Origin of the sequence: Streptomyces sp. NPDC091682 (assembly GCF_044756625.1) — a bacterium.
Lineage (GTDB): Bacteria > Actinomycetota > Actinomycetes > Streptomycetales > Streptomycetaceae > Streptomyces.
In genome coordinates this window covers 1-18,003 of sequence record NZ_JBIVTH010000021.1, presented here as the reverse complement: position 1 = coordinate 18,003, position 18,003 = coordinate 1, and the positions used below count along the sequence as shown (strand labels likewise).

Genomic DNA, 18,003 nt, shown 5'->3' with positions numbered 1-18,003 from the left:
CCGGCCGTGCGGCCGTCCGGCCACCTCCCCTACCGTTCCGGTTCCGAGGCGAACGCCGCCCGCAGTTCCTCCCGCAGCGACCGCTGGAAGGCAGTCACCAGCGCCTGGACCACCATCGGCTGCATGTGCGCCGAGAGCGCCTTCATCGACTCCACCCGCTCCGGATCGCTCTCGCCCTCCGTGAACGGCCCCCACACCTCGTCCCGGAACAGCGCCGTCAGCTCGTGCGCCGCCGACCTGGTGTGCTCCATCAGCACCCGGCGCGCCGCCAGGATCGTCTCGTGGGCGATCGGTACGTCGAGCAGCGCCACTCCGAGCCGCAGCAGCCCGACGTCCACCCGGAACCCGTCCCCCGAGGCGGCGAGCACGTTCATCGCCGTCAGTCGCCGGACATCGGTGTCGGCGAGGCTCCGCCCCACCCGCTTCTCCAGCTCCTCCCGCGACACCTCCTGGGCCGCGTCCGGAGCCCAACTGGCCACCATCGCGCGGTGGATGGCCAGGTCGTGGGCGCTCAGGTCGTCGGGCAGCGCGTCCAGATAGCGCTCGATGGCGGACAGGGTCATGCCCTGGTGCTGCAGCTCCTCGATCAAGGCCAGCCGGGACAGGTGCTCCGGCCCGTAGTGCCCCACCCGACGAGGGCCGATCACGGGAGGGGGCAAAAGCCCGCGGGTGCTGTAGAAACGAACGGTGCGCACGGTGACGCCCGCCCTGGCCGCCAGCTCGTCGACGGTGAGCATCGGCTCGGGTGCCTGGTCGGCCATCGTCTGCGCCTCGCTCTCTGCTCCACAGCTTGGGTTCAACAGTATTGCTGTCGCACCAACGATGTGAAACGGCCAGGAGCTGCCCATGACCACGAACCTGCGACTGCCCGGACGACCCGAAGAGATCACCCTGCCGGCCCTGCTGGCCCGCAACGCCGCCGAGTACGGGGAGCTGCCCGCCCTCTCCTGGCGGGCCGGCCCCGACGCCGCCGGGTGGACGACCCTCACCTGGAGCGAGGTGCGCCGCAAGGTCGCCGTCCTCGCCTCCGGATACGCCGCCCTCGGCGTCGAGCGCGGCGAACACGTGCTGATGATGATGGGCAACCGCCCCGAGCACTGGCTCAGCGACCTCGCCCTCGTCCACCTCGGCGCCGTCCCCGTCACCGTGTACGGGACCTCCGCGCCCGAGCAGATAGCCCACATCGCCCGTCACAGCCGGGCCCGGGTCGCCGTCGTCGAGGGCGCCCGCGAACTCGCGCGGTGGGAGCCGCTGCTGGCCGACCCGGACGTGCCCCTGGAGCGTCTCGTCGTGGCCGAAGCCGCCGAGGCCGGCGGGCACTCCACCTACGGCTCCCTGTACTCCGGCGGGGCCCGGCTCCACCGCGCCGACGACTTCGAGAAGGCCTGGCAGGAGACGCGCCCCGAGGACCCGCTGACCGTCGTCTACACCTCGGGCACCACCGGCGACCCGAAGGGCGTGCGGCTGACCCACCGCAACCTCATGCTCCAGGCGATCCGCCTCGACCGGCACGTGGACCTGCCCGAGCACGCCGAGCACATCTGCTACCTGCCCTTCGCGCACATCGCCGAGCGCGTCCTCGGCATCTACCTGCCCCTGCTGCGGGCCTCGCACGTACGGTTGTGCGCCGACCCCGCCGCCGTCTCGGGGGCGGTCCGCGAGCTGCACCCGGTGCAGTTCTTCGGAGTGCCCCGGGTGTGGGAGAAGCTCGCCGCCTCGGTCCGCGCGGTCCTCGCGCAGCTCCCCGAAGAGCAGCGCGCGGCCATCGAGGCGGCGGGCGACCTGGCCCGCGCCCGGGCCGCCCACCGCGAGCGCGCCGAGGAGGTGCCGGCCGCGCTCGAAGCCTCGTACGCCCGGGCCAAGGAGCAGGTGCTGGACCCGCTGCTGGGGCTGGCGGGCATGGACCGGCTGATGTGGACGGCCAGCGCCACCGCGCCGATGCCGATCGACGTGGTCCGCTTCTGGGCCGGCTGGGGCATCACCATCATGGACGCCTGGGGGCTCACCGAGACCTCGGGCGTGTGCACGGTCAACAGCCCGGACGGCTTCCGGCTCGGCTCGGTCGGCCGCCCGATCGAGGGGCTGGAGCTGAGACTGGCCGAGGACGGGGAGATCCTCACCCGCGGGGCGACCGTCTTCGGCGGCTACCTACGGCCGGACGGCTCGGTGGAGAGCGCCGCCGACGACGCGGGCTGGTTCCCGACGGGGGACATCGGCCGGGTCGACGAGGACGGGTTCCTCTGGCTGACCGACCGCAAGAAGGAACTGATCATCACCTCGAACGGCAAGAACGTCTCGCCCGCCCTGGTGGAGAACACGGTCAAGGAACACCCGCTGATCGGGCAGGCCCTGGTGCACGGCGACGGCCGCTCCTACCTCGTGGCCCTGCTGGTCCTGGACCCGGAGCTGGCCCCGGTCTGGGCCGTCACCCGGGGCATCGAGGCGGCCTCCCCGGCCGAGCTCGCCGCCCACCCCGCCGTCCGGGAGGAGATCGCCCGCGCGGTGGAGGCGGCCAACGCCCGGCTCAACCGGACCGAGCAGATCAAGCGGTACCGGCTGCTGACCGAGGAGTGGGGCCCCGAGACCGGGGAGCTCACCCCTTCGCTCAAGCTCCGCCGCCGGGTGGTCCGCGACAAGTACGGCGCACTGATCGAGGGCCTGTACGAGGAGCCGTAGGGGACGGTGTAGCCCGGGCGCACCGGTGCGGTGGGCCGGATCCGCGCTCACCGCACCGGGGGAGCGGAGCGGGTGAGCCGCCGCGCGGCCGTCATGCTGCTCATCGGCAACGGCGAGGGCGACGCGCTCGCCGGACTGCAGAACCTGACGATCCTCGTGGCGGCGCCGTTCACCCTGGTCATGATCGGTATGTGCGTGGCACTCATGCGGGACCTGCGCCGGGACCCGCTGATCATCCAGGGCGAACGGGGCGAGGAAGCCGTGGCCGTGGCCGTGGCCGCGGGCCACGAGGAGTACGGCGGCGAATTCGAGATCCGCATCGGCCCGTCCGGCGATCCGGAGGTCGACGCGGCCGAGCCGCCCTCCGCGTCCCCGCCACCCGGCGGCCGGCGCTGACGGCGGTGCTGTCGGACCGGGCGCCACCGGCCCGGTCCGACAGGACGCCGTCTCCCTAGCGTCCGATCAGCGGGTAGCGGTCGGACGAGTTGGTACTCACCCGCCGCAGGCAGATCGGCGAAAACATTCGGGCAGCGCGCCGGCGCGCGCACCTCACCCAAGAGGAGGTCGCCCGGCGGGCCGGCATCGAACGGCACACGCTCAATCGCATCGAGGGCGGTCATGCCGCGGCTCGCCTCGACACCCTCATCCTCACTGCCGACGCCATCGGTGTACCGCTCGCACAGCTGGTCCGCGAGTAGCTCCGGCCGACGGGGGATTGCCGGCCGGGGCAGTCTCACGGCCCTACACCGGCGGGCGGCCGGGTGTCGGGGTGGGCGGCGGAGACGGCAGCGGCGGGCCGGGATCCGGCGGCAGCTTCGGGCTTCCGGAGCCGTGCTTGCCCATCTTCAGCTTCCTTCCGTTGAGTCCGTAGATTCCGAGCGGGGGGAACAGGGTGACGCGGGGCGGATAGCCGGCCTCGGCGCAGGGGATGCACAGCAGGTCCCGGCCGTGACTGTGTGCCGTCGTGCGAACGGCTTCGACCAGTTCGACCCAGCAGGCCTCACAGGCGACGACGTCGGTTGTCGACGTCACGTACTCGGTGGTGATCACCACAGGTCCGTGGCGATGTCGTACCCGGCGGCCTCGATCGCGGCCGTGGTGCGGTCCAACCAGCCGGGTGCGGGAGTTGCCGCCCCGGTGACCTCGGGGTGGTGGTGGACGACCGTACCCAACCGCGCGCACAGTTCGGCGTAGACCACGGTGCAGGAGATCAGGGCGTGCCAGCCGGCATCGACCGGGCCGGAGGGGGCGAGATCGGCGGCAGTGCTGTGCGCGACCGTGGCGACGAACTTCAGGGCCTCGACCACCCGCTGCTCTGCGGCGACCCAGCCCAGCTCGGGGTGCTGGCGGGCCAGAGTGGCCGTGACGGTCGTGAAGTCGTCGGCGGAGAGAAGGCTGCACGGGTCGCTGGTGCGGCGGGGCGCTGTGAGGGTGGCGCCGATAGCCGGAGTCGGGGTTTCGCCCTTACCGGCACTACATGGGGGCGGGGGTGGGCTGGCCATGGGGTCTCCTCGTTGGTTGGTCAGATCAACAGGTGCCGACGACGATCACGGCGAGCACGCCGAACCCGATCGCGACGTACAGGGCCTGACGCCCGAGCACACTCACTGGCCGGCTGCCTGCACGTTGGCCGCGGCGGTCGTGAACTCCCGGCCGTCCGACTTCCTGATGTACGCGATGTCGTTGACGCCCTCGGTGATGACGGCCATGAGCTGGCCCTCGATGCCGGAGGCGATGTCGCGGACCCGCTCACGTAGCAGCCGGTGAGGCTGGTACTCGTACGTTTCAGTCATCGGACGGCTCCACGTGCTTTGCCGCGGAGCGAAGGAACCGCTCCCAGCCGACAGCCGCACGAGTCACCAGCTCAGCACTGGGCCCCGGCCACAGTTCCGGCAACACGCCTGTTCTGCGGTGCTGTTCGTCTGCGCTGCTCGTCGTCATAGGAGGATGATGGGCGGGCACGCAGATGGGCAGATAGGCCATCGCGTGGCCATCGGTGGCCACGTAGCGGCCACGGCCGGGGACAGACGCGATGACACCTCACACTGGGGCCGTGAGCCCCCGAAACGACGCGCTCAGGGCCGCCCGACTCCGGGTCGGGTGGCGCAGCATCGAACAGGCCGCCGGCGCGCTGCAGGCGCACGGCCAACGGTTCCTCGACGACGCCCATTTCACCGTCAGCGCGCGCACGTGGCGCCGGTGGGAAGGCGGTGCACCCGGCTGGCCGCCGGAAGAGACCGCGACCGTGCTGCATGACGCGCTCGGACGGTGGCCCGAGGAGCTGGGATTCACGGCACCCGCCGGCTGGATCCGCCCCGAGGCACACCAAGAGGAAGACGTGAACCGCAGGACCTTCGTCAACGTCACCGCGGCCGCGCTCCTGCCTGGCCCTACCGCCAGGCAGCACGTCGACCCCGCGCTCATCGACTACTTCCAGCAGCAGTTGGAGGGCCACTACCGGGCCGACATGTTCCTCGGGCCGCACGACCTCATCGGCACCGTGTCTGCCCAGTACCAGCTCATCGACAAGCTCGTCCGGTCCGCGCAGGGCGAGACCCGGCGCGGGCTGCTGCGCGTCGGAGCCGCGTACGCGGCGCTCGTCGGCTGGCTCTACCAAGACGCCGGCGACCTCGGCGCGGCCGCGTTCTGGCGGGGCATCACGCAGGAAATAGCGGCCAGGTCCCAGGACCCGCACCTCATCGGCTACAGCCTCGTCAACCTCGCCCACGTGCGGACCGACCTCGGCGACGGCCACGGTGTCATCGACCTGTGCGAAGCCGCCCTCGACGACGACCGCCTGTTCCCGAAGGTGCGGATCATGGCGATGCAGCAGCAGGCCCACGGCGCCAGCCTCACAGGCGACCGTACGGCCGTCGACCGGCTCATCGACGACGCCGGAGAGCTCCTCTGCCGCGTCGACGACGACCTGCCCTGGGGCAACGCCTGCCGCCGCACCCCCGGCTACCTCGAGGTGCAACGGGCCACCTGCTACGGGCGGCTCGGCCTCGGCCGGGAGGCCGGGCATCTGTGGTCGCAGGTCCTCGATGAGGTACCCGCGACGGCCCGCCGGGACCGCGGCGTGTACCTCGCCCGGCACGCCACCGCGGCGGCCGGCGCCCGCCAGCCGGAACAAGCCGTCGAGATCGCCCGCGCGGCCGCCGAGATCGCGGCCGAGACCCGGTCGGCCCGCATGCTGCGTGAGCTGCGGGGCCTGGAGCGGGCCATGCGGCCGTGGCACGATGCCCCGGTAGGCCGGGACCTCGCGGAGGTTCTGGCGCCCGTGAACGAGGGGAGCTGACATGGGTGTACCGAAGCCGTTGACGCACGAGGAGATCGCCGAAGGCCTGGAGAAGCTGCCGGGCTGGGTACAGGAGGGCGATGCGATCACCCGGACGTACGAGATCCGCTACCACGCCGCGGTGGCCGCGATCGTCACCATCGCAGACCGGTCCCGGCGCATCCAGCATCACGCCGACCTCGACCTCCGTATCGACCACCTGCGTGCCTCGATCACGACGCACGACGCGGGCAACCGACTGACGCGGGCTGACTTCGACCTTGCGCACCGCATCGACGTGATCGTGGCTGCACACCAGGCCCTCCCGCTGGACTGAGCCCGGACGTACGAAAGCGCCCCCTCCCGACCCCGAAGGGCCGGAAGGGGGTGTTGTGCTGTTCAGGAGACGCCGTACCACTGGCTGGCCCAGCCGGTGTCGATGACGCTCGTTGACTGCCGGGTGAGGTCGAGTGAGGCGCGCAAGGACGACAGGGCTAGCGGCCGATCAGCGGGTAGTGGTCGGAGAGGTTGGTGTAGGTGTAGGAGGTGCCCCAGCTGGAGACCGTCCAGGGTGCCGACTGCTCCTTGACCACGTTGTTCTCCCAGCCCGCCGGGCGGGCGTTGCCCTTGCGGTAGAGGACGTAGTCCAGGTCCTCGCGCGGGTCGGTCGGGTAGCGGTAGTTGGCTATCGAGTTCAGCGCGGTGTCGAAGGAGTACGGGTGCCCCGTACGGGTGTCGGAGTCCGCCAGGTCGGCGTTGGCGAGCAGGCTCGCGTACTCGGGCGTGCGCGAGTCGACGTTGAGGTCGCCCGCCACGATGACCTGCTCGCTCGCCGGAATGTTCTTCCCGTCCAGGAAGGCGTCCACGGCACGGAACTGACGGGCGCGCATCTCCGCGGCCTCGCCCGCGCCGCAGCCGGGGTCGGTGGACTGCGCGTGCGTGCCGACCACGTGCACCTTGGTGCCGTTCACGTTCAGGACGACGTAGGCGAAGCCCTTGTTGGACCACCAGTCGGCGCCGCACGCGTCCTTGTAGACGACCTGCTCCTTGCGGACGATCGGCCACTTGCTGAGGATCGTGACCCCGCCGTCCTCCGGGGTGGTGGCGGAGTACGCGCCGCCCGTGGCGTCCCAGCCGCTCTTGCTGCGGCCGACGACGGGGGTCTGGTACGGGTACTGCACGGCGGAGTTGGCCTTCAGCGCGTCCGAGGAGCTGTTGTCGAAGGCCTCCTGGAGCACGACCACGTCGTGGCCCTTGTAGAAGGAGGTCTTGGGGATCTCGGCGGCCCGGTGGTCCTGGCCCCAGTTCGGGTACAGGTTCTTGCTCATCAGGAACACGTTGTACGACAGGACGCTGAGCCGGGGGGCGGCGGCGGTCTCCGCGGCCGAAGCGGCGGGCGCGGTGGTGGTGGCCAGTGCGCCTGCGGCGACCGCGGCGACGGCCGTGGCGGCGGCGCGGCGCGAGCGGGTCGTGGAAAGCAGCATGAAGGTCTCCGTCATTCCTGCGGGGGAAGATCGACGCCCGTCATACAAGCAGCAGCAGTTACCTCTGGGTAACACCCGTGCAGAGACTTTCTGTCCGTGAGACGGCCGTCCGGTGCTCGCATACTTGTCGTATGACGAAGACGGACTCAGCACCCCCCGCCGGACCTGCGGCCACGCGCCGCACCGACCCCGAGCCGCCCCCGCCCGGCGGGGTGCTGTGGACCATCGCCGGTGACGTCCGCGCCCTGCTGATGCTGCCCGCCGCCTTCACCATGCAGGTCGCCCACCCCGCGATCGCGGCCGGTGTCGACGAGTACTCCGTCTTCCGCACCGACCCCTGGGGCCGCGGCGAGCGCTCCCTGCGCTCGGTCCAGCTGTGGGTGTACGGCGGGAAGGAGGCGGCGGCGGAGGGCCGCCGGGTGCGCCGCCTGCACAAGGACATCCAGGGCACCGACACCCGGGGCCGCCGCTACCACTCCCTCGACCCCGCCTGCTACGCCTGGGTGCACGCCACCGGCTTCCCGGTCTACGTCTACGCGGGGCGCTACCTGCTGCGCCGCTTCACCCCGGCCCAGGAGCGGCAGCTCTACCAGGAGTGGCTCCAGGTGGGCCGGATCCTCGGCCTGCACGACCGGGACATGCCGCAGAGTATCGAGGAGTACTGGACGTACTGGGGCCGGATGCTGGCCGAGGAGATCGAGCCCACCGCGGTCGCCCGCGAGCTGATCTCCACCGAAGTGCGGCTGCCCCGGCCCGAGGGCGGACCGCTCCCCGTACGGCTGCTGCTGCGGCTCACCTGGCCGGTGCTGCGTGCTGCGTTCCTGCGCCTGCGGGCCTTCGTCACCGTCGGCTACATGCCGCCCGAGGCCCGCGCCGCGATCGGCCTGGAGTGGAGCCCGGCCCAGGAGCGCACGCTCCGGCGGTTCAGCACGGTCGTACGGATCCTCGTACCACTGCTGCCGGAGCGACTGCGGTACCTGCCGATCGCCCACCGGGCGCGGGCCGCCTGGCACGCGGGCCGCCGCTGACGGCCCCCGCACCGCACGCGGCCCCCGCCGGATGCGGGGGCCGCGTGCGGTGCCGGCTCAGTGCCGGTGGCCGGGCCCGGAACCGTGCTCGGTGTCGTGGATCGTGTTGGTCTCCGCGATCTTCTTCCAGGACTTGGGCTCCGCGGCGGGCTTCGCCGGGGCGGACTGCTGCGACGAGCGGGCCGAGGGCCCCGCCGCCGACGGGTTCAGGGCCGAGGCGGCCGGCTTGCCCGGGGTGTAGAGCCAGGTCTCGAAGAGCTGCGCGAGGGGCTTCTTCGAGACCTTCTCGGCGTACCGGACGAAGTCCCCGACCTTGGCGTTCCCGTAGGCCCGCTCGGTCGGCCAGCCCTTCAGGATCTCGAAGAACTTCTCGTCGCCGATCTCGTTGCGCAGCGCCTGCAGGGCGATGCCACCACGGTCGTAGACGGCCCCGTGGAACTGGTTCTCCGGACCCGGGTCACCCGGCTTGACCTGCCAGAACGCGTCCTCGGCCGGGCGCAGGGCATAGGCCCAGTCGGCCAGCTCCTGCGCCGTGCCCTCGCCCTCCTTCTCCGACCACAGCCACTGGCTGTAGCGGGCGAAGCCCTCGTTGATCCAGATGTCCTTCCAGCCCTCGACGGACACGCTGTCGCCGTACCACTGGTGGGCCAGCTCGTGCACGACCACCGAGACGTTGGCCCCGTTGCGGAACTGCCCCGGTCCGTAGAACGGCCGCGTCTGGGTCTCCAGCGCGAAGCCGGCGGTCACGTTCGGCACGTAGCCGCCGAGCGCGTTGAAGGGGTACGGTCCGAAGACCCCCTCCAGCCACTCGGTGACCTCGCCGGTCCGCTCCACGCTCGCGCGCGCCGCGCCGGCGTTGTCGCCGAGGTCCTTGCTGTACGCGTTGAGGATCGGCAGCCCGCTCGCCGTCTTGTCGGTGGTGAGGTCGAACTTGCCGACGGCGAGGGTGGCCAGGTAGGTCGCCTGCGGCTTGTTGGAACGCCAGTTGTACCGGGTCCAGCCGAGCCGTGAGGTCTGGGACTGCAGCACGCCGTTGCTGATCGCCTGGGTGCCGTCGGGCACGTTGACCGAGATGTCGAAGGTGGCCTTGTCCAGCGGGTGGTCGTTGCTCGGGAACCACCAGACCGCCGAGTCGGGCTCCTGCGCCGCGACCGCGCCGTCGGGCGTGCGCTGCCAGGCCGTCCAGCCGTCCACCTTCAGCTCGGAGGGCTTCCCGGCGTACTTGACGACGACGGACAGCGGGGTGTTGCGCGCCAGCGGCTTCGCCGGGGTGACCTCCAGCTCGTGGGAGCCGGACGCGGCGAACTTCGCCTTGAGCCCGTTGACCCGGATCTCGCTGACCTGGAGGCCGAAGTCCAGGTTGAAGCGGGACAGGTCCTGCTTGGCGGTGGCCAGCAGGGTGGCCGTGCCTTCCAGCAGGTCCGTCTTCGGCTGGTACTGCAGGCGCAGGTCGTAGTGCGACACGTCGTATCCGCCGTTGCCGCTGGCCGGGTAGTAGGGATCGCCGATACCCGGGGCGCCCGAACCCGAACCCGCCGCCGACGCCGGGATCACCAGCAGGAGGGAAGCGGCGAGCACGCTCGGGGCGATGACTTTGCGGTGCACGAATGGCTCCAAGTGGTAGGGGAGACAGATCGGTTCACAGAGTGGCCAAGGCCTTGTCGCTCGACCGTATTCACCCGTGACCGCTCAGGTCATGTCCATGGCCCCTGCTGTCACACGATCGCCATTCGGCCGTCACGCGTACGCGCACGGGACGGTGCCGAGGCCGCCCGCGGGCGTACCGGGCGCCCCGGCACACCCGCCTCGGCCTGCGGTCCGACCGCCCGGCGACCCGGATCCGACGCCGCCCCCGACCACCCGGTCCCGCCTGCGGGAACGTCCGAATCGACACGACGCCCCCGTGCCGCACACCCGCCCCTGTGGGGTGCCTGGTCGCCCTCGCGCCCGGTCGGCGGTGTGGGGCGGCCCCGGGCGGGGAACGGGGGATCGTGAGTGTTGGCCGGAGGGGGAGAAATGGAGATCGCGGCGTTGGCGGTGTCGTTGGTGGCGCTCGGAATCTCGGGCGCGGTGTCGTGGCGACAGCTGCGGCTCACGGAGCATGCCAACACGCTGCCCGTGGTGGTGGACCTGTTCAGGGAACACCGCAGCGTACGGCTGGCACGGGCGCGCAGCTTCGTCCACGAGGAACTGCCCGCCTGCGACCTGTCGCTGGGGCTGGCGGGCCTACCGGCCGAAGGGCAGGAACTCGTCCGCGAGCTGGCTTGGTACTACGACAACCTCGGCGCTCTCGTGACGCACGGCGTGGTGGACATCGAGCCCGTCTCCGGCTACCTGGGCGGATCGGTGATCACGGTGTGGGAGAAGATGGAGCCGTTGGTGGCGGTGGAACGCGCCCGGCGCGCACAGAACTCCCTGCCGGACCCCAACCGGTGGCAGGAGTACTTCGAGAACCTCTACCACCTCGTCCGGGAGGTGCCCGCCGAGCAGGCGCGCGCGGAGAGCCGGTCCTGGCGGTTGCCCAGCCGCTGAAACAGCCCCGGCCCGATGACCTCGGGGGCCGCCCTGTCCGACGTACCGAACAGTCGGTATCCTCCGCGGCATGACCCTTCACCCGCTCGCCGCCCGTCGCTGTTGGCATACTGCGATCAACCCGCTGCACGCGACGATCTACTTCTCGCCGGATCTCGCCAAGGAGCTCGCCCCCCTCGGGATCGAGGACCCGGTCGCCGTCAACCTCGCGAGCCGGTCCGCCGCCATGGGCGCCGTCGGCCCCGGCACGGTGACCGCCACCTTCTACAACTACCGTCACGACCTCCTCACCCGGCACCTGCCCGCCGTCTGGGACACCGCCACGCCCGAGCAGGTCCTCGCCGCCCGGCTGCGTGCCGCCGACAGCACCCTGCACCGGCTCCTGGGCACCGAGACCGTGGAGTCGGCCGAGATGGCCGAGGCCGCCGACCTGGCCGTGCTCGCCACCGAGGGCTGCACCCGGCACGCCCGCACCCTCTACGCCGCCCACGCCGACCTCCCCGTACCCGAGGCCGCGCACCTGCGGCTGTGGCACGCCACCACCCTGCTGCGCGAGCACCGCGGCGACGGCCACCTCGCCGCCCTGCTCCTCGCCGGCCTGGACCCGGTGGAGGCCCTGGTCAGCCACACCGCCACCGGCCGCGGCATGAGTGCGAAGTGGATAAAGGCCACCCGCGGCTGGGAGCAGTCCGACCTGGACGCCGCGACCGAGCGGCTGCGTGCGCGCGGCATCCTCGACGCCGACGGAGAGCTCACCGACGAGGGGCAGGCCGTGCGCGAGCGCCTGGAGGCGGACACCGACCGCCTCGACGCGGCCCCGTACGAGCACCTGGGCGAGGAGCGGCTGGCCCGCCTCGCCGAACTCGGCGGCGCCTTCGTCGCGCAGGCGACCGGCGCCGGAGCCTTCCCGCGCGACCTCCGCAGCCGGGCCTGACCGGCGGGGCGGGCAGGGCTCCCACCGTCCGACGCCGCCACCTGCCACAATTGGCAGCCTTCCAGTGCAAACGAAGGCAGGCGGGACCCGATCGTGACGACGTCCATCGAAGGCAGGATCGCCGAGGAGCTCGGCGTACGGGAGCGGCAGGTCAAGGCCGCCGTCGAGCTGCTCGACGGCGGCTCCACCGTGCCGTTCATCGCGCGCTACCGCAAGGAAGCGACCGAGATGCTCGACGACGCCCAGCTGCGCACCCTCGAGGAGCGGCTGCGGTACCTGCGGGAGCTGGAGGACCGCCGTGCGGCGGTCCTGGACTCCGTACGGGAGCAGGGCAAGCTCACCGACGAACTGGCGGCGCGGATCGCCGCGGCCGACACCAAGGCCCGGCTGGAGGACATCTACCTGCCCTTCAAGCCCAAGCGGCGGACCAAGGCGCAGATCGCCCGCGAGGCCGGTCTGGAGCCGCTCGCCGAGGGCCTGCTGACCGACCCGTCGGTGGAACCGGCCGCGGCCGCCGCCGCGTTCGTCGACGCCGACAAGGGCGTCGCCGACCCGGCCGCCGCCCTGGAGGGCGCCCGCGCCATCCTCACCGAGCGGTTCGGCGAGGACGCCGACCTGATCGGCGAACTGCGCGAGCGCATGTGGGGCCGCGGCCGCCTCGCGGCGAAGGTCCGTGAGGGCAAGGAGGAGGCGGGCGCCAAGTTCGCCGACTACTTCGACTTCACCGAGCCGTTCACCGCGCTGCCCTCCCACCGCGTCCTCGCCATGCTGCGCGGCGAGAAGGAGGACGTCCTCGACCTCGTCCTGGAGCCGGAGGAGCCGAGCGAGGTCCCCGGCCCGTCCACGTACGAAGGCATGATCGCCCGCCGCTTCGGTGTCGGCGACCGGGGCCGCCCGGGCGACAAGTGGCTCGGCGACACGGTCCGCTGGGCCTGGCGCACGAAGATCCAGGTGCACCTCGGCATCGACCTGCGGATGCGGCTGCGCCAGGCCGCCGAGGACGAGGCGGTACGGGTCTTCGCGTCGAACCTGCGCGACCTGCTCCTCGCGGCGCCCGCCGGCACCCGGGCGACGCTCGGCCTGGACCCGGGCTTCCGCACCGGCGTGAAGGTCGCCGTCGTGGACGCGACCGGCAAGGTCGTGGCCACGGACGTCATCTACCCGCACGTGCCCGCCAACAAGTGGGACGAGTCCCTCGCCAAGCTCGCCCGCCTCGCGAAGGAACACTCCGTCGAGCTGGTCGCCATCGGCAACGGCACGGCCTCCCGCGAGACCGACAAGCTGGCCGGGGACCTCATCACGCGCCATCCGGAGCTGAAGCTCACCAAGGTGATGGTCTCGGAGGCGGGCGCCTCCGTGTACTCGGCCTCCGCCTTCGCCTCGCAGGAACTGCCGGACATGGACGTGTCGCTGCGCGGCGCGGTCTCCATCGCCCGCCGCCTGCAGGACCCGCTCGCCGAGCTCGTCAAGATCGACCCGAAGTCGATCGGCGTCGGCCAGTACCAGCACGACCTGTCCGAGGTGAAGCTCTCGCGCTCGCTCGACGCGGTCGTCGAGGACTGTGTGAACGGCGTCGGAGTGGACGTCAACACCGCCTCCGCGCCGCTGCTTTCGCGGGTCTCGGGCATCAGCGGCGGCCTCGCCGAGAACATCGTGGCCCACCGCGACGCCAACGGACCCTTCCGCAGCCGCAAGGGGCTCAAGGACGTGGCCCGGCTCGGCCCGAAGGCGTACGAGCAGTGCGCGGGCTTCCTGCGGATCCGCGGCGGGGACGACCCGCTGGACTTCTCCAGCGTGCACCCCGAGGCCTATCCGGTGGTCCGGGGCATGGCCAAGACGGCGGGCAGCGAGGTGGCGGCCCTGATCGGCAACTCGGGCGTGCTGCGCTCGCTGCGGCCCGAGCAGTTCGTCACCGAGGCCTTCGGCCTGCCCACCGTCACGGACATCCTGCGCGAGCTGGAGAAGCCGGGCCGCGACCCGCGTCCCGCCTTCAAGACGGCCACCTTCAAGGAGGGCGTCGAGAAGATCGGCGACCTGGCCCCCGGGATGATCCTGGAGGGCGTGGTCACCAACGTGGCCGCCTTCGGTGCCTTCATCGACATCGGCGTCCACCAGGACGGGCTGGCCCACGTCTCGGCGCTGTCGAAGACCTTCGTCAAGGACCCCCGGGACGTGGTCAAGCCGGGCGACATCGTCCGTGTGAAGGTCATGGACGTGGACATCCCGCGCAAGCGGATCTCGCTGACCCTGCGGCTGGAGGACGAGGCCGGGGCGGAGCGCGGCGCGGGCGCTCCGCGCCAGCGCGAGGACCGGCGCGGCGGCGGTGGCGGCGGTGGCGGCGGTGGCCGTCCGCCGCAGCAGCGCGGCGGGTCCGGTGGCCGCGAGGGCGGCCGGGGCCAGGGCGAGCGCGGCGGCCAGGGCGAGCGGGGCGGCCAGGGCCGTCGACAGGGCGGCGGCAGCGCCCCCGCCCCCGCCAACAGCGCGATGGCCGACGCCCTGCGCCGTGCGGGCCTCACCGCCCCCGAAGAGCGCCGCAAGAAGTAGGAGCCGTCAAGGGTGTCTTGCAGCCACCCGGCGCGTGTCGGCCTTCGTAGCGAGTGGCCGAATAGCTTCCCCACCTGGGGACTTGCCTTGCCAATTCGCGTACAAGATCTGTAGGCATGGTGGAACGCCCGTTCGTCACTCGGCGGACGGGCTTCCGCGTTTTCCCCTCAGGACCACATTCCCCGAGGCCGCCTTGAAGGCACAGGACGTCATGCCCATGCCCATACACGCCTACCGCCGTTGCCCCGGAAAGGGTCCGAAGAGGGATCACATGCCCCACCGGCAACTCAGCATCCGCAAAAGGTGCGAGCAGATTCTCGGCCATCTGGATCTGACCCACCCCTTCTCCCTCGACGACCTGTGTCGACGGATAGCCGAGCGGCGCGGCCGTCCCATCCGGCTCCATCCGCTCCCCAAGGAAGCGGCCGAGTCCGGGGTCTGCGGACTGTGGGTGGGCACGGCCAGCGTCGACTACGTCTTCTACGAGGCGCAGACCACCCCGCTACACCGGGAGCACATCGTCCTCCACGAGCTGGGCCACATCCTCTTCGGGCACCACTCCCTGGAAGGGGAGGAGAGCGACGGGAACGCCCCCGTGGTGCTCGGCCGCACCAACTACACCACCCGGCAGGAGCAGGAGGCGGAGATGCTCGCCAGCATGATCCGCATCCGCACGGCGAACACCGGTCCGCGGTCCGCGACCGGCGCGCACGGCACGCTGGCCCGACTGGAGTCCGCCATGGGGTACGAGCGGGGCACCGATGGCAACTGACCTGACCGACTTCGGCAACTGGCTCGCCGTCCCCAGCGTGGTGTGCCTGTGGATCGCCGTCCTGCTCCGCGCCCCCGGAGCCCTGCGCTCCCCCCAGCAGCGCGGCCTGTGGCTGGCCGTCGCCACCGCCGCCGCCGCGATGACCCTCAACCTCCCGGACGTCGTCTCGTACGCGATGGGCCGCGGCCCGGGCTACGCCCACACCATCGGCCTCGTCCGCAACTTCATCGGGGTACTGTCGGCCGGCGCCGTCCTCTACTTCGTCGCCGCCACCACCCGCGGCCGCCGGCTCCAACTCACCGCCTGCGTCGCCACCGTGGCCTGGCTCGGCGCGCTCCTGGCCCTGGACACGGCCGCGCCCGACCACGGCACGCACACCATGCCGCCGGTCGGCGACCCGGTGCCCTCCCTCGCGTACTGGCTGGTCCTGATCTCCGCGCACGTGACCGCCAACATCGTCTGCGTGGCCCTGTGCTCGCGCTACAGCCGCCGTACCGAGAGCCGGGGCCTGGCCGCGGGGCTGCGACTGTTCGGCCTCGGCACCGCGCTCGCCGGACTGTTCTGGCTGGCGTACCTGCTCAAGGCCCTGTTCGGCAGCACCTGGGCGATGCCCGCCCTTCCCCTGCTCATGAACCTGCACGGCCTGCTGCGCGCCGCCGCGATCCTCGTGCCCACCGTGTTCACCCTCCGGCGGACCTGCGCCGACATCGCCACCACCTGGCGGCTGTGGCCGCTGTGGCGCGACCTGGTCGAAGCGGTGCCGCACGTGGCGCTCAACAAGCCGCGGGCCTGGCGCGTGATGGAGCTGGTGTGGCCGCCGGTCCCGCGCAACCTGCTCGTGTACCGCAAGGTCATCGAGACGCGCGACGCGATATTGATCCTGGGCGAGTACGTGGCCCCGGGCGCCCTGGAACGGGCCCGCGGCCAGGTCACCGGAGACGGGGTCCCCGAGCAGCGGGCCACCGCCGCCGCGCTGGCCCGCGTACTGAAGGAGGCCCGGCGGGCCAAGCTCGACGGGGCGCCCGGACAGCCGGGCGAGGCGGCGGCGCTGGAACTGCCCGCCGCGATCCACACCTCGCAGGAGGACGGGGACCTGGCGGACGAGGCCCGGTTCCTCGTCGACGTCGCCCAGGCCTACGCCGCGCCCGCCACCACCGGGAAGTGAAACGCTCTTGACCACCGTACTGATCACCGGGGCCAGCGCCGGACTGGGCGCGGCCTTCGCCCGCGGCTTCGCCGCCAAGGGCTGCGACCTGGTCCTCGTGGCCCGCGACAAGGACCGGCTCGACGCCGTCGCCGCCGAATTGGCTCGGGAGTACGCCGCCGCGTCCGAGGTGCTGCCCGCCGACCTGCTGGACCCCGCGGACTGCGCGGCCGTCGCCGAGCGGCTCGCCGACCCGGTTCGGCCCGTGGACATCCTGGTCAACAACGCGGGCTTCGGGCTGCCCGCGCCCTTCCCGTACAGCCCGGTCGAGGACGAGGAGCGGATGCTCGACCTGCTGGTCAAGGTCCCGCTCCGGCTCACCCACGCCGTGCTGCCGGGTCTGCGCGCCCGCCGCCGGGGCGCGGTCCTCAACGTCTCCTCGGTGGCGGGACTCCTGCCGACCGGGACCTACGGGGCCGCCAAGGCCTGGATCACCGCCTTCAGCGAGTCCCTCCGGGTGGACATGGCTCCGTACGGGGTCCGGGTGCTGGCCGTGGTCCCCGGCTTCACTCGTACTGAGTTCCAGGAGCGGGCCGGCATGGACGTCAGCGCGCTGCGCGACGCGGTCTGGCTGGAGCCGGAGGCCGTGGTCGCGCGGGCCCTGAAGGACCTCGCCCTGCGCCGCCCGGTCAGCATCACCGGCCGCCGCTACCGCGCCTACGCCCTCGCCGCCCGCCACCTCCCGCGCACCTTCGTCGCCGGAAGGATGGCCCGCAAGCGCCGGGCCCCGGCGGCCGGCCCGGCCACGTGACCGGGACCGTGGCGCGGGCCCGCGCTGCCCTGGCATCGGGTCTGCCACCCGCCGCGGTGTACGCGGAACTCGCGGTCGGCGCCGACTTCCGGGACACCGCACTCGCGGTGTGCGACGCGCTGGGCATCCCGCGCGCGGACGCGGAGCAGCGGCTGGGCAGCGCCGGGGAGCTCTGGGACTTCGCCCCCGGCGAGGAGGCGCTCCTCGGGGAACTCCTCGAGGTCGTGGCAGTGTTCGACGTCCACGTGACGCTGGACGGGACCGGCGAGCGCATCCGCGGCCTGCTGGGCAGGGCCATGGGAACAGCGGGCGGTTTCGGCAGCGGGATGGCGTTCGGCATCCGCCGGAAGCTGGCCACCGGCCGCCTGACCGAGGCGTACGCCGTACTGGTCGGCCTACCGGTCCGCACGCGCGGGGAGCCGGCCCGCTACCGGACGGAGCTGATCGCGGCCGGCGAGCTGCTCGCCGCGTGGCTGCCGCCCGACGACCACGAGGCCGCCGGGCGGGTGCGCGAGGCGCTCGAACGCTGCGCCCGGCGGGACACCACCGGGGACGGCCGCCCTGGGCCGTCTCTTCCGGATCTTGCCTCGCCCGCGACGCCTGGCACCGCACCTCGCCGCGTTGCCGGAAAGCCGGATTACGCCCAGTAGTCCTGGCTTCCCGGCGCCTTGCGATGCACGGCGCCAGACGCCGCGGGCTTGACCGGCAAGATCCGGAAGAGACGGCCTAGGAAACTGATGAAGATGTTGGGTTCTGGCCCCGCCGCGTCAGCGGTGGGGCCAGACTCGTTCTCGTGGTGCA

General features: G+C 72.1%; 18 protein-coding genes and 1 pseudogene. 13 read left to right on the top strand and 6 right to left on the bottom strand.

Annotated elements, in window-relative coordinates:
- Positions 1 to 29: 29 nt before the first annotated feature.
- Positions 30 to 761, bottom strand: a complete 732-nt coding sequence (locus ACIQK6_RS34410) for a MerR family transcriptional regulator (protein WP_328787810.1) — start codon at positions 759 to 761, stop codon at positions 30 to 32.
- A gap of 85 nt (positions 762 to 846) precedes the next feature.
- Between ACIQK6_RS34410 and ACIQK6_RS34405 the strand changes: the two genes are divergently transcribed.
- The 3 genes and pseudogenes from ACIQK6_RS34405 to ACIQK6_RS34395 all read left to right on the top strand — a co-directional run bounded on the left by ACIQK6_RS34405 (position 847) and on the right by ACIQK6_RS34395 (position 3,374).
- Entirely contained in the window at positions 847 to 2,676 is a 1,830-nt protein-coding gene (locus tag ACIQK6_RS34405; RefSeq protein ID WP_329097489.1) for an AMP-dependent synthetase/ligase, read from the top strand.
- A gap of 84 nt (positions 2,677 to 2,760) precedes the next feature.
- Positions 2,761 to 3,072 (top strand): annotated as a pseudogene (locus ACIQK6_RS34400) (BCCT family transporter); the annotation flags it as partial.
- A gap of 89 nt (positions 3,073 to 3,161) precedes the next feature.
- Positions 3,162 to 3,374 carry a helix-turn-helix transcriptional regulator gene (locus ACIQK6_RS34395; RefSeq protein WP_329097487.1) on the top strand — a complete coding sequence of 71 codons (213 nt, stop codon included), beginning with the start codon at positions 3,162 to 3,164 and terminating at the stop codon, positions 3,372 to 3,374.
- Between the two features lie 43 nt (positions 3,375 to 3,417).
- Here the strand turns inward: ACIQK6_RS34395 and ACIQK6_RS34390 are convergent, their stop codons facing one another.
- The 3 genes from ACIQK6_RS34390 to ACIQK6_RS34380 all read right to left on the bottom strand — a co-directional run bounded on the left by ACIQK6_RS34390 (position 3,418) and on the right by ACIQK6_RS34380 (position 4,469).
- Positions 3,418 to 3,708, bottom strand: coding sequence for a hypothetical protein (locus tag ACIQK6_RS34390; RefSeq protein ID WP_329097486.1), 291 nt, complete (start codon positions 3,706 to 3,708; stop codon positions 3,418 to 3,420).
- A 14-nt stretch (positions 3,709 to 3,722) separates the two neighbouring features.
- Positions 3,723 to 4,178: a hypothetical protein gene (locus tag ACIQK6_RS34385; protein ID WP_402696511.1), complete on the bottom strand. Its 456-nt coding sequence runs from the start codon at positions 4,176 to 4,178 to the stop codon at positions 3,723 to 3,725.
- Between the two features lie 102 nt (positions 4,179 to 4,280).
- Positions 4,281 to 4,469 carry a hypothetical protein gene (locus tag ACIQK6_RS34380; protein WP_327382271.1) on the bottom strand — a complete coding sequence of 63 codons (189 nt, stop codon included), beginning with the start codon at positions 4,467 to 4,469 and terminating at the stop codon, positions 4,281 to 4,283.
- Between the two features lie 239 nt (positions 4,470 to 4,708).
- Between ACIQK6_RS34380 and ACIQK6_RS34375 the strand changes: the two genes are divergently transcribed.
- Both ACIQK6_RS34375 and ACIQK6_RS34370 read left to right on the top strand, forming a co-directional pair.
- Entirely contained in the window at positions 4,709 to 5,974 is a 1,266-nt protein-coding gene (locus ACIQK6_RS34375; protein ID WP_329097483.1) for a Twin-arginine translocation pathway signal, read from the top strand.
- A gap of 1 nt (position 5,975) precedes the next feature.
- A complete protein-coding gene (locus tag ACIQK6_RS34370; RefSeq protein WP_329097481.1) occupies positions 5,976 to 6,290 on the top strand; it encodes a 4a-hydroxytetrahydrobiopterin dehydratase in 315 nt (104 codons plus the stop codon).
- A 157-nt stretch (positions 6,291 to 6,447) separates the two neighbouring features.
- Here ACIQK6_RS34370 and sph read toward each other — a convergent pair whose 3' ends face one another.
- Positions 6,448 to 7,437, bottom strand: coding sequence for a sphingomyelin phosphodiesterase (gene sph / locus ACIQK6_RS34365; RefSeq protein ID WP_329097480.1), 990 nt, complete (start codon positions 7,435 to 7,437; stop codon positions 6,448 to 6,450).
- Between the two features lie 131 nt (positions 7,438 to 7,568).
- Here sph and ACIQK6_RS34360 point away from each other — a divergent pair, with 131 nt between their 5' ends.
- On the top strand, positions 7,569 to 8,465 hold the full coding sequence (locus ACIQK6_RS34360) for an oxygenase MpaB family protein (protein ID WP_329097477.1): 897 nt from the start codon (positions 7,569 to 7,571) through the stop codon (positions 8,463 to 8,465).
- A 57-nt stretch (positions 8,466 to 8,522) separates the two neighbouring features.
- Here the strand turns inward: ACIQK6_RS34360 and ACIQK6_RS34355 are convergent, their stop codons facing one another.
- Complete coding sequence (locus ACIQK6_RS34355; RefSeq protein ID WP_402696507.1) at positions 8,523 to 10,070, bottom strand: M1 family metallopeptidase; 1,548 nt, start codon at positions 10,068 to 10,070, stop codon at positions 8,523 to 8,525.
- Between the two features lie 411 nt (positions 10,071 to 10,481).
- Between ACIQK6_RS34355 and ACIQK6_RS34350 the strand changes: the two genes are divergently transcribed.
- From ACIQK6_RS34350 to ACIQK6_RS34320, 7 genes are all read left to right on the top strand, one after another.
- Positions 10,482 to 10,997 (top strand): hypothetical protein, encoded by a 516-nt coding sequence (locus tag ACIQK6_RS34350; protein ID WP_329097473.1) that lies wholly within the window; start codon positions 10,482 to 10,484, stop codon positions 10,995 to 10,997.
- A 70-nt stretch (positions 10,998 to 11,067) separates the two neighbouring features.
- Positions 11,068 to 11,931 carry a hypothetical protein gene (locus ACIQK6_RS34345; RefSeq protein WP_402696505.1) on the top strand — a complete coding sequence of 288 codons (864 nt, stop codon included), beginning with the start codon at positions 11,068 to 11,070 and terminating at the stop codon, positions 11,929 to 11,931.
- A 93-nt stretch (positions 11,932 to 12,024) separates the two neighbouring features.
- Positions 12,025 to 14,475 carry a Tex family protein gene (locus ACIQK6_RS34340; RefSeq protein ID WP_329097469.1) on the top strand — a complete coding sequence of 817 codons (2,451 nt, stop codon included), beginning with the start codon at positions 12,025 to 12,027 and terminating at the stop codon, positions 14,473 to 14,475.
- 271 nt (positions 14,476 to 14,746) lie between these two features.
- The gene (locus ACIQK6_RS34335) at positions 14,747 to 15,247 is read left to right on the top strand and encodes a hypothetical protein (protein ID WP_329097467.1); all 501 of its coding nucleotides are present in this window, start codon (positions 14,747 to 14,749) and stop codon (positions 15,245 to 15,247) included.
- Positions 15,237 to 16,412, top strand: a complete 1,176-nt coding sequence (locus ACIQK6_RS34330; protein WP_329097465.1) for an MAB_1171c family putative transporter — start codon at positions 15,237 to 15,239, stop codon at positions 16,410 to 16,412. The genes ACIQK6_RS34335 and ACIQK6_RS34330 overlap by 11 nt, the downstream gene beginning before the upstream one ends.
- A gap of 7 nt (positions 16,413 to 16,419) precedes the next feature.
- Positions 16,420 to 17,202, top strand: coding sequence for an SDR family oxidoreductase (locus ACIQK6_RS34325; RefSeq protein ID WP_329097463.1), 783 nt, complete (start codon positions 16,420 to 16,422; stop codon positions 17,200 to 17,202).
- Positions 17,199 to 17,852, top strand: a complete 654-nt coding sequence (locus tag ACIQK6_RS34320) for a hypothetical protein (protein WP_329097462.1) — start codon at positions 17,199 to 17,201, stop codon at positions 17,850 to 17,852. The genes ACIQK6_RS34325 and ACIQK6_RS34320 overlap by 4 nt, the downstream gene beginning before the upstream one ends.
- Positions 17,853 to 18,003 lie beyond the last annotated feature (151 nt).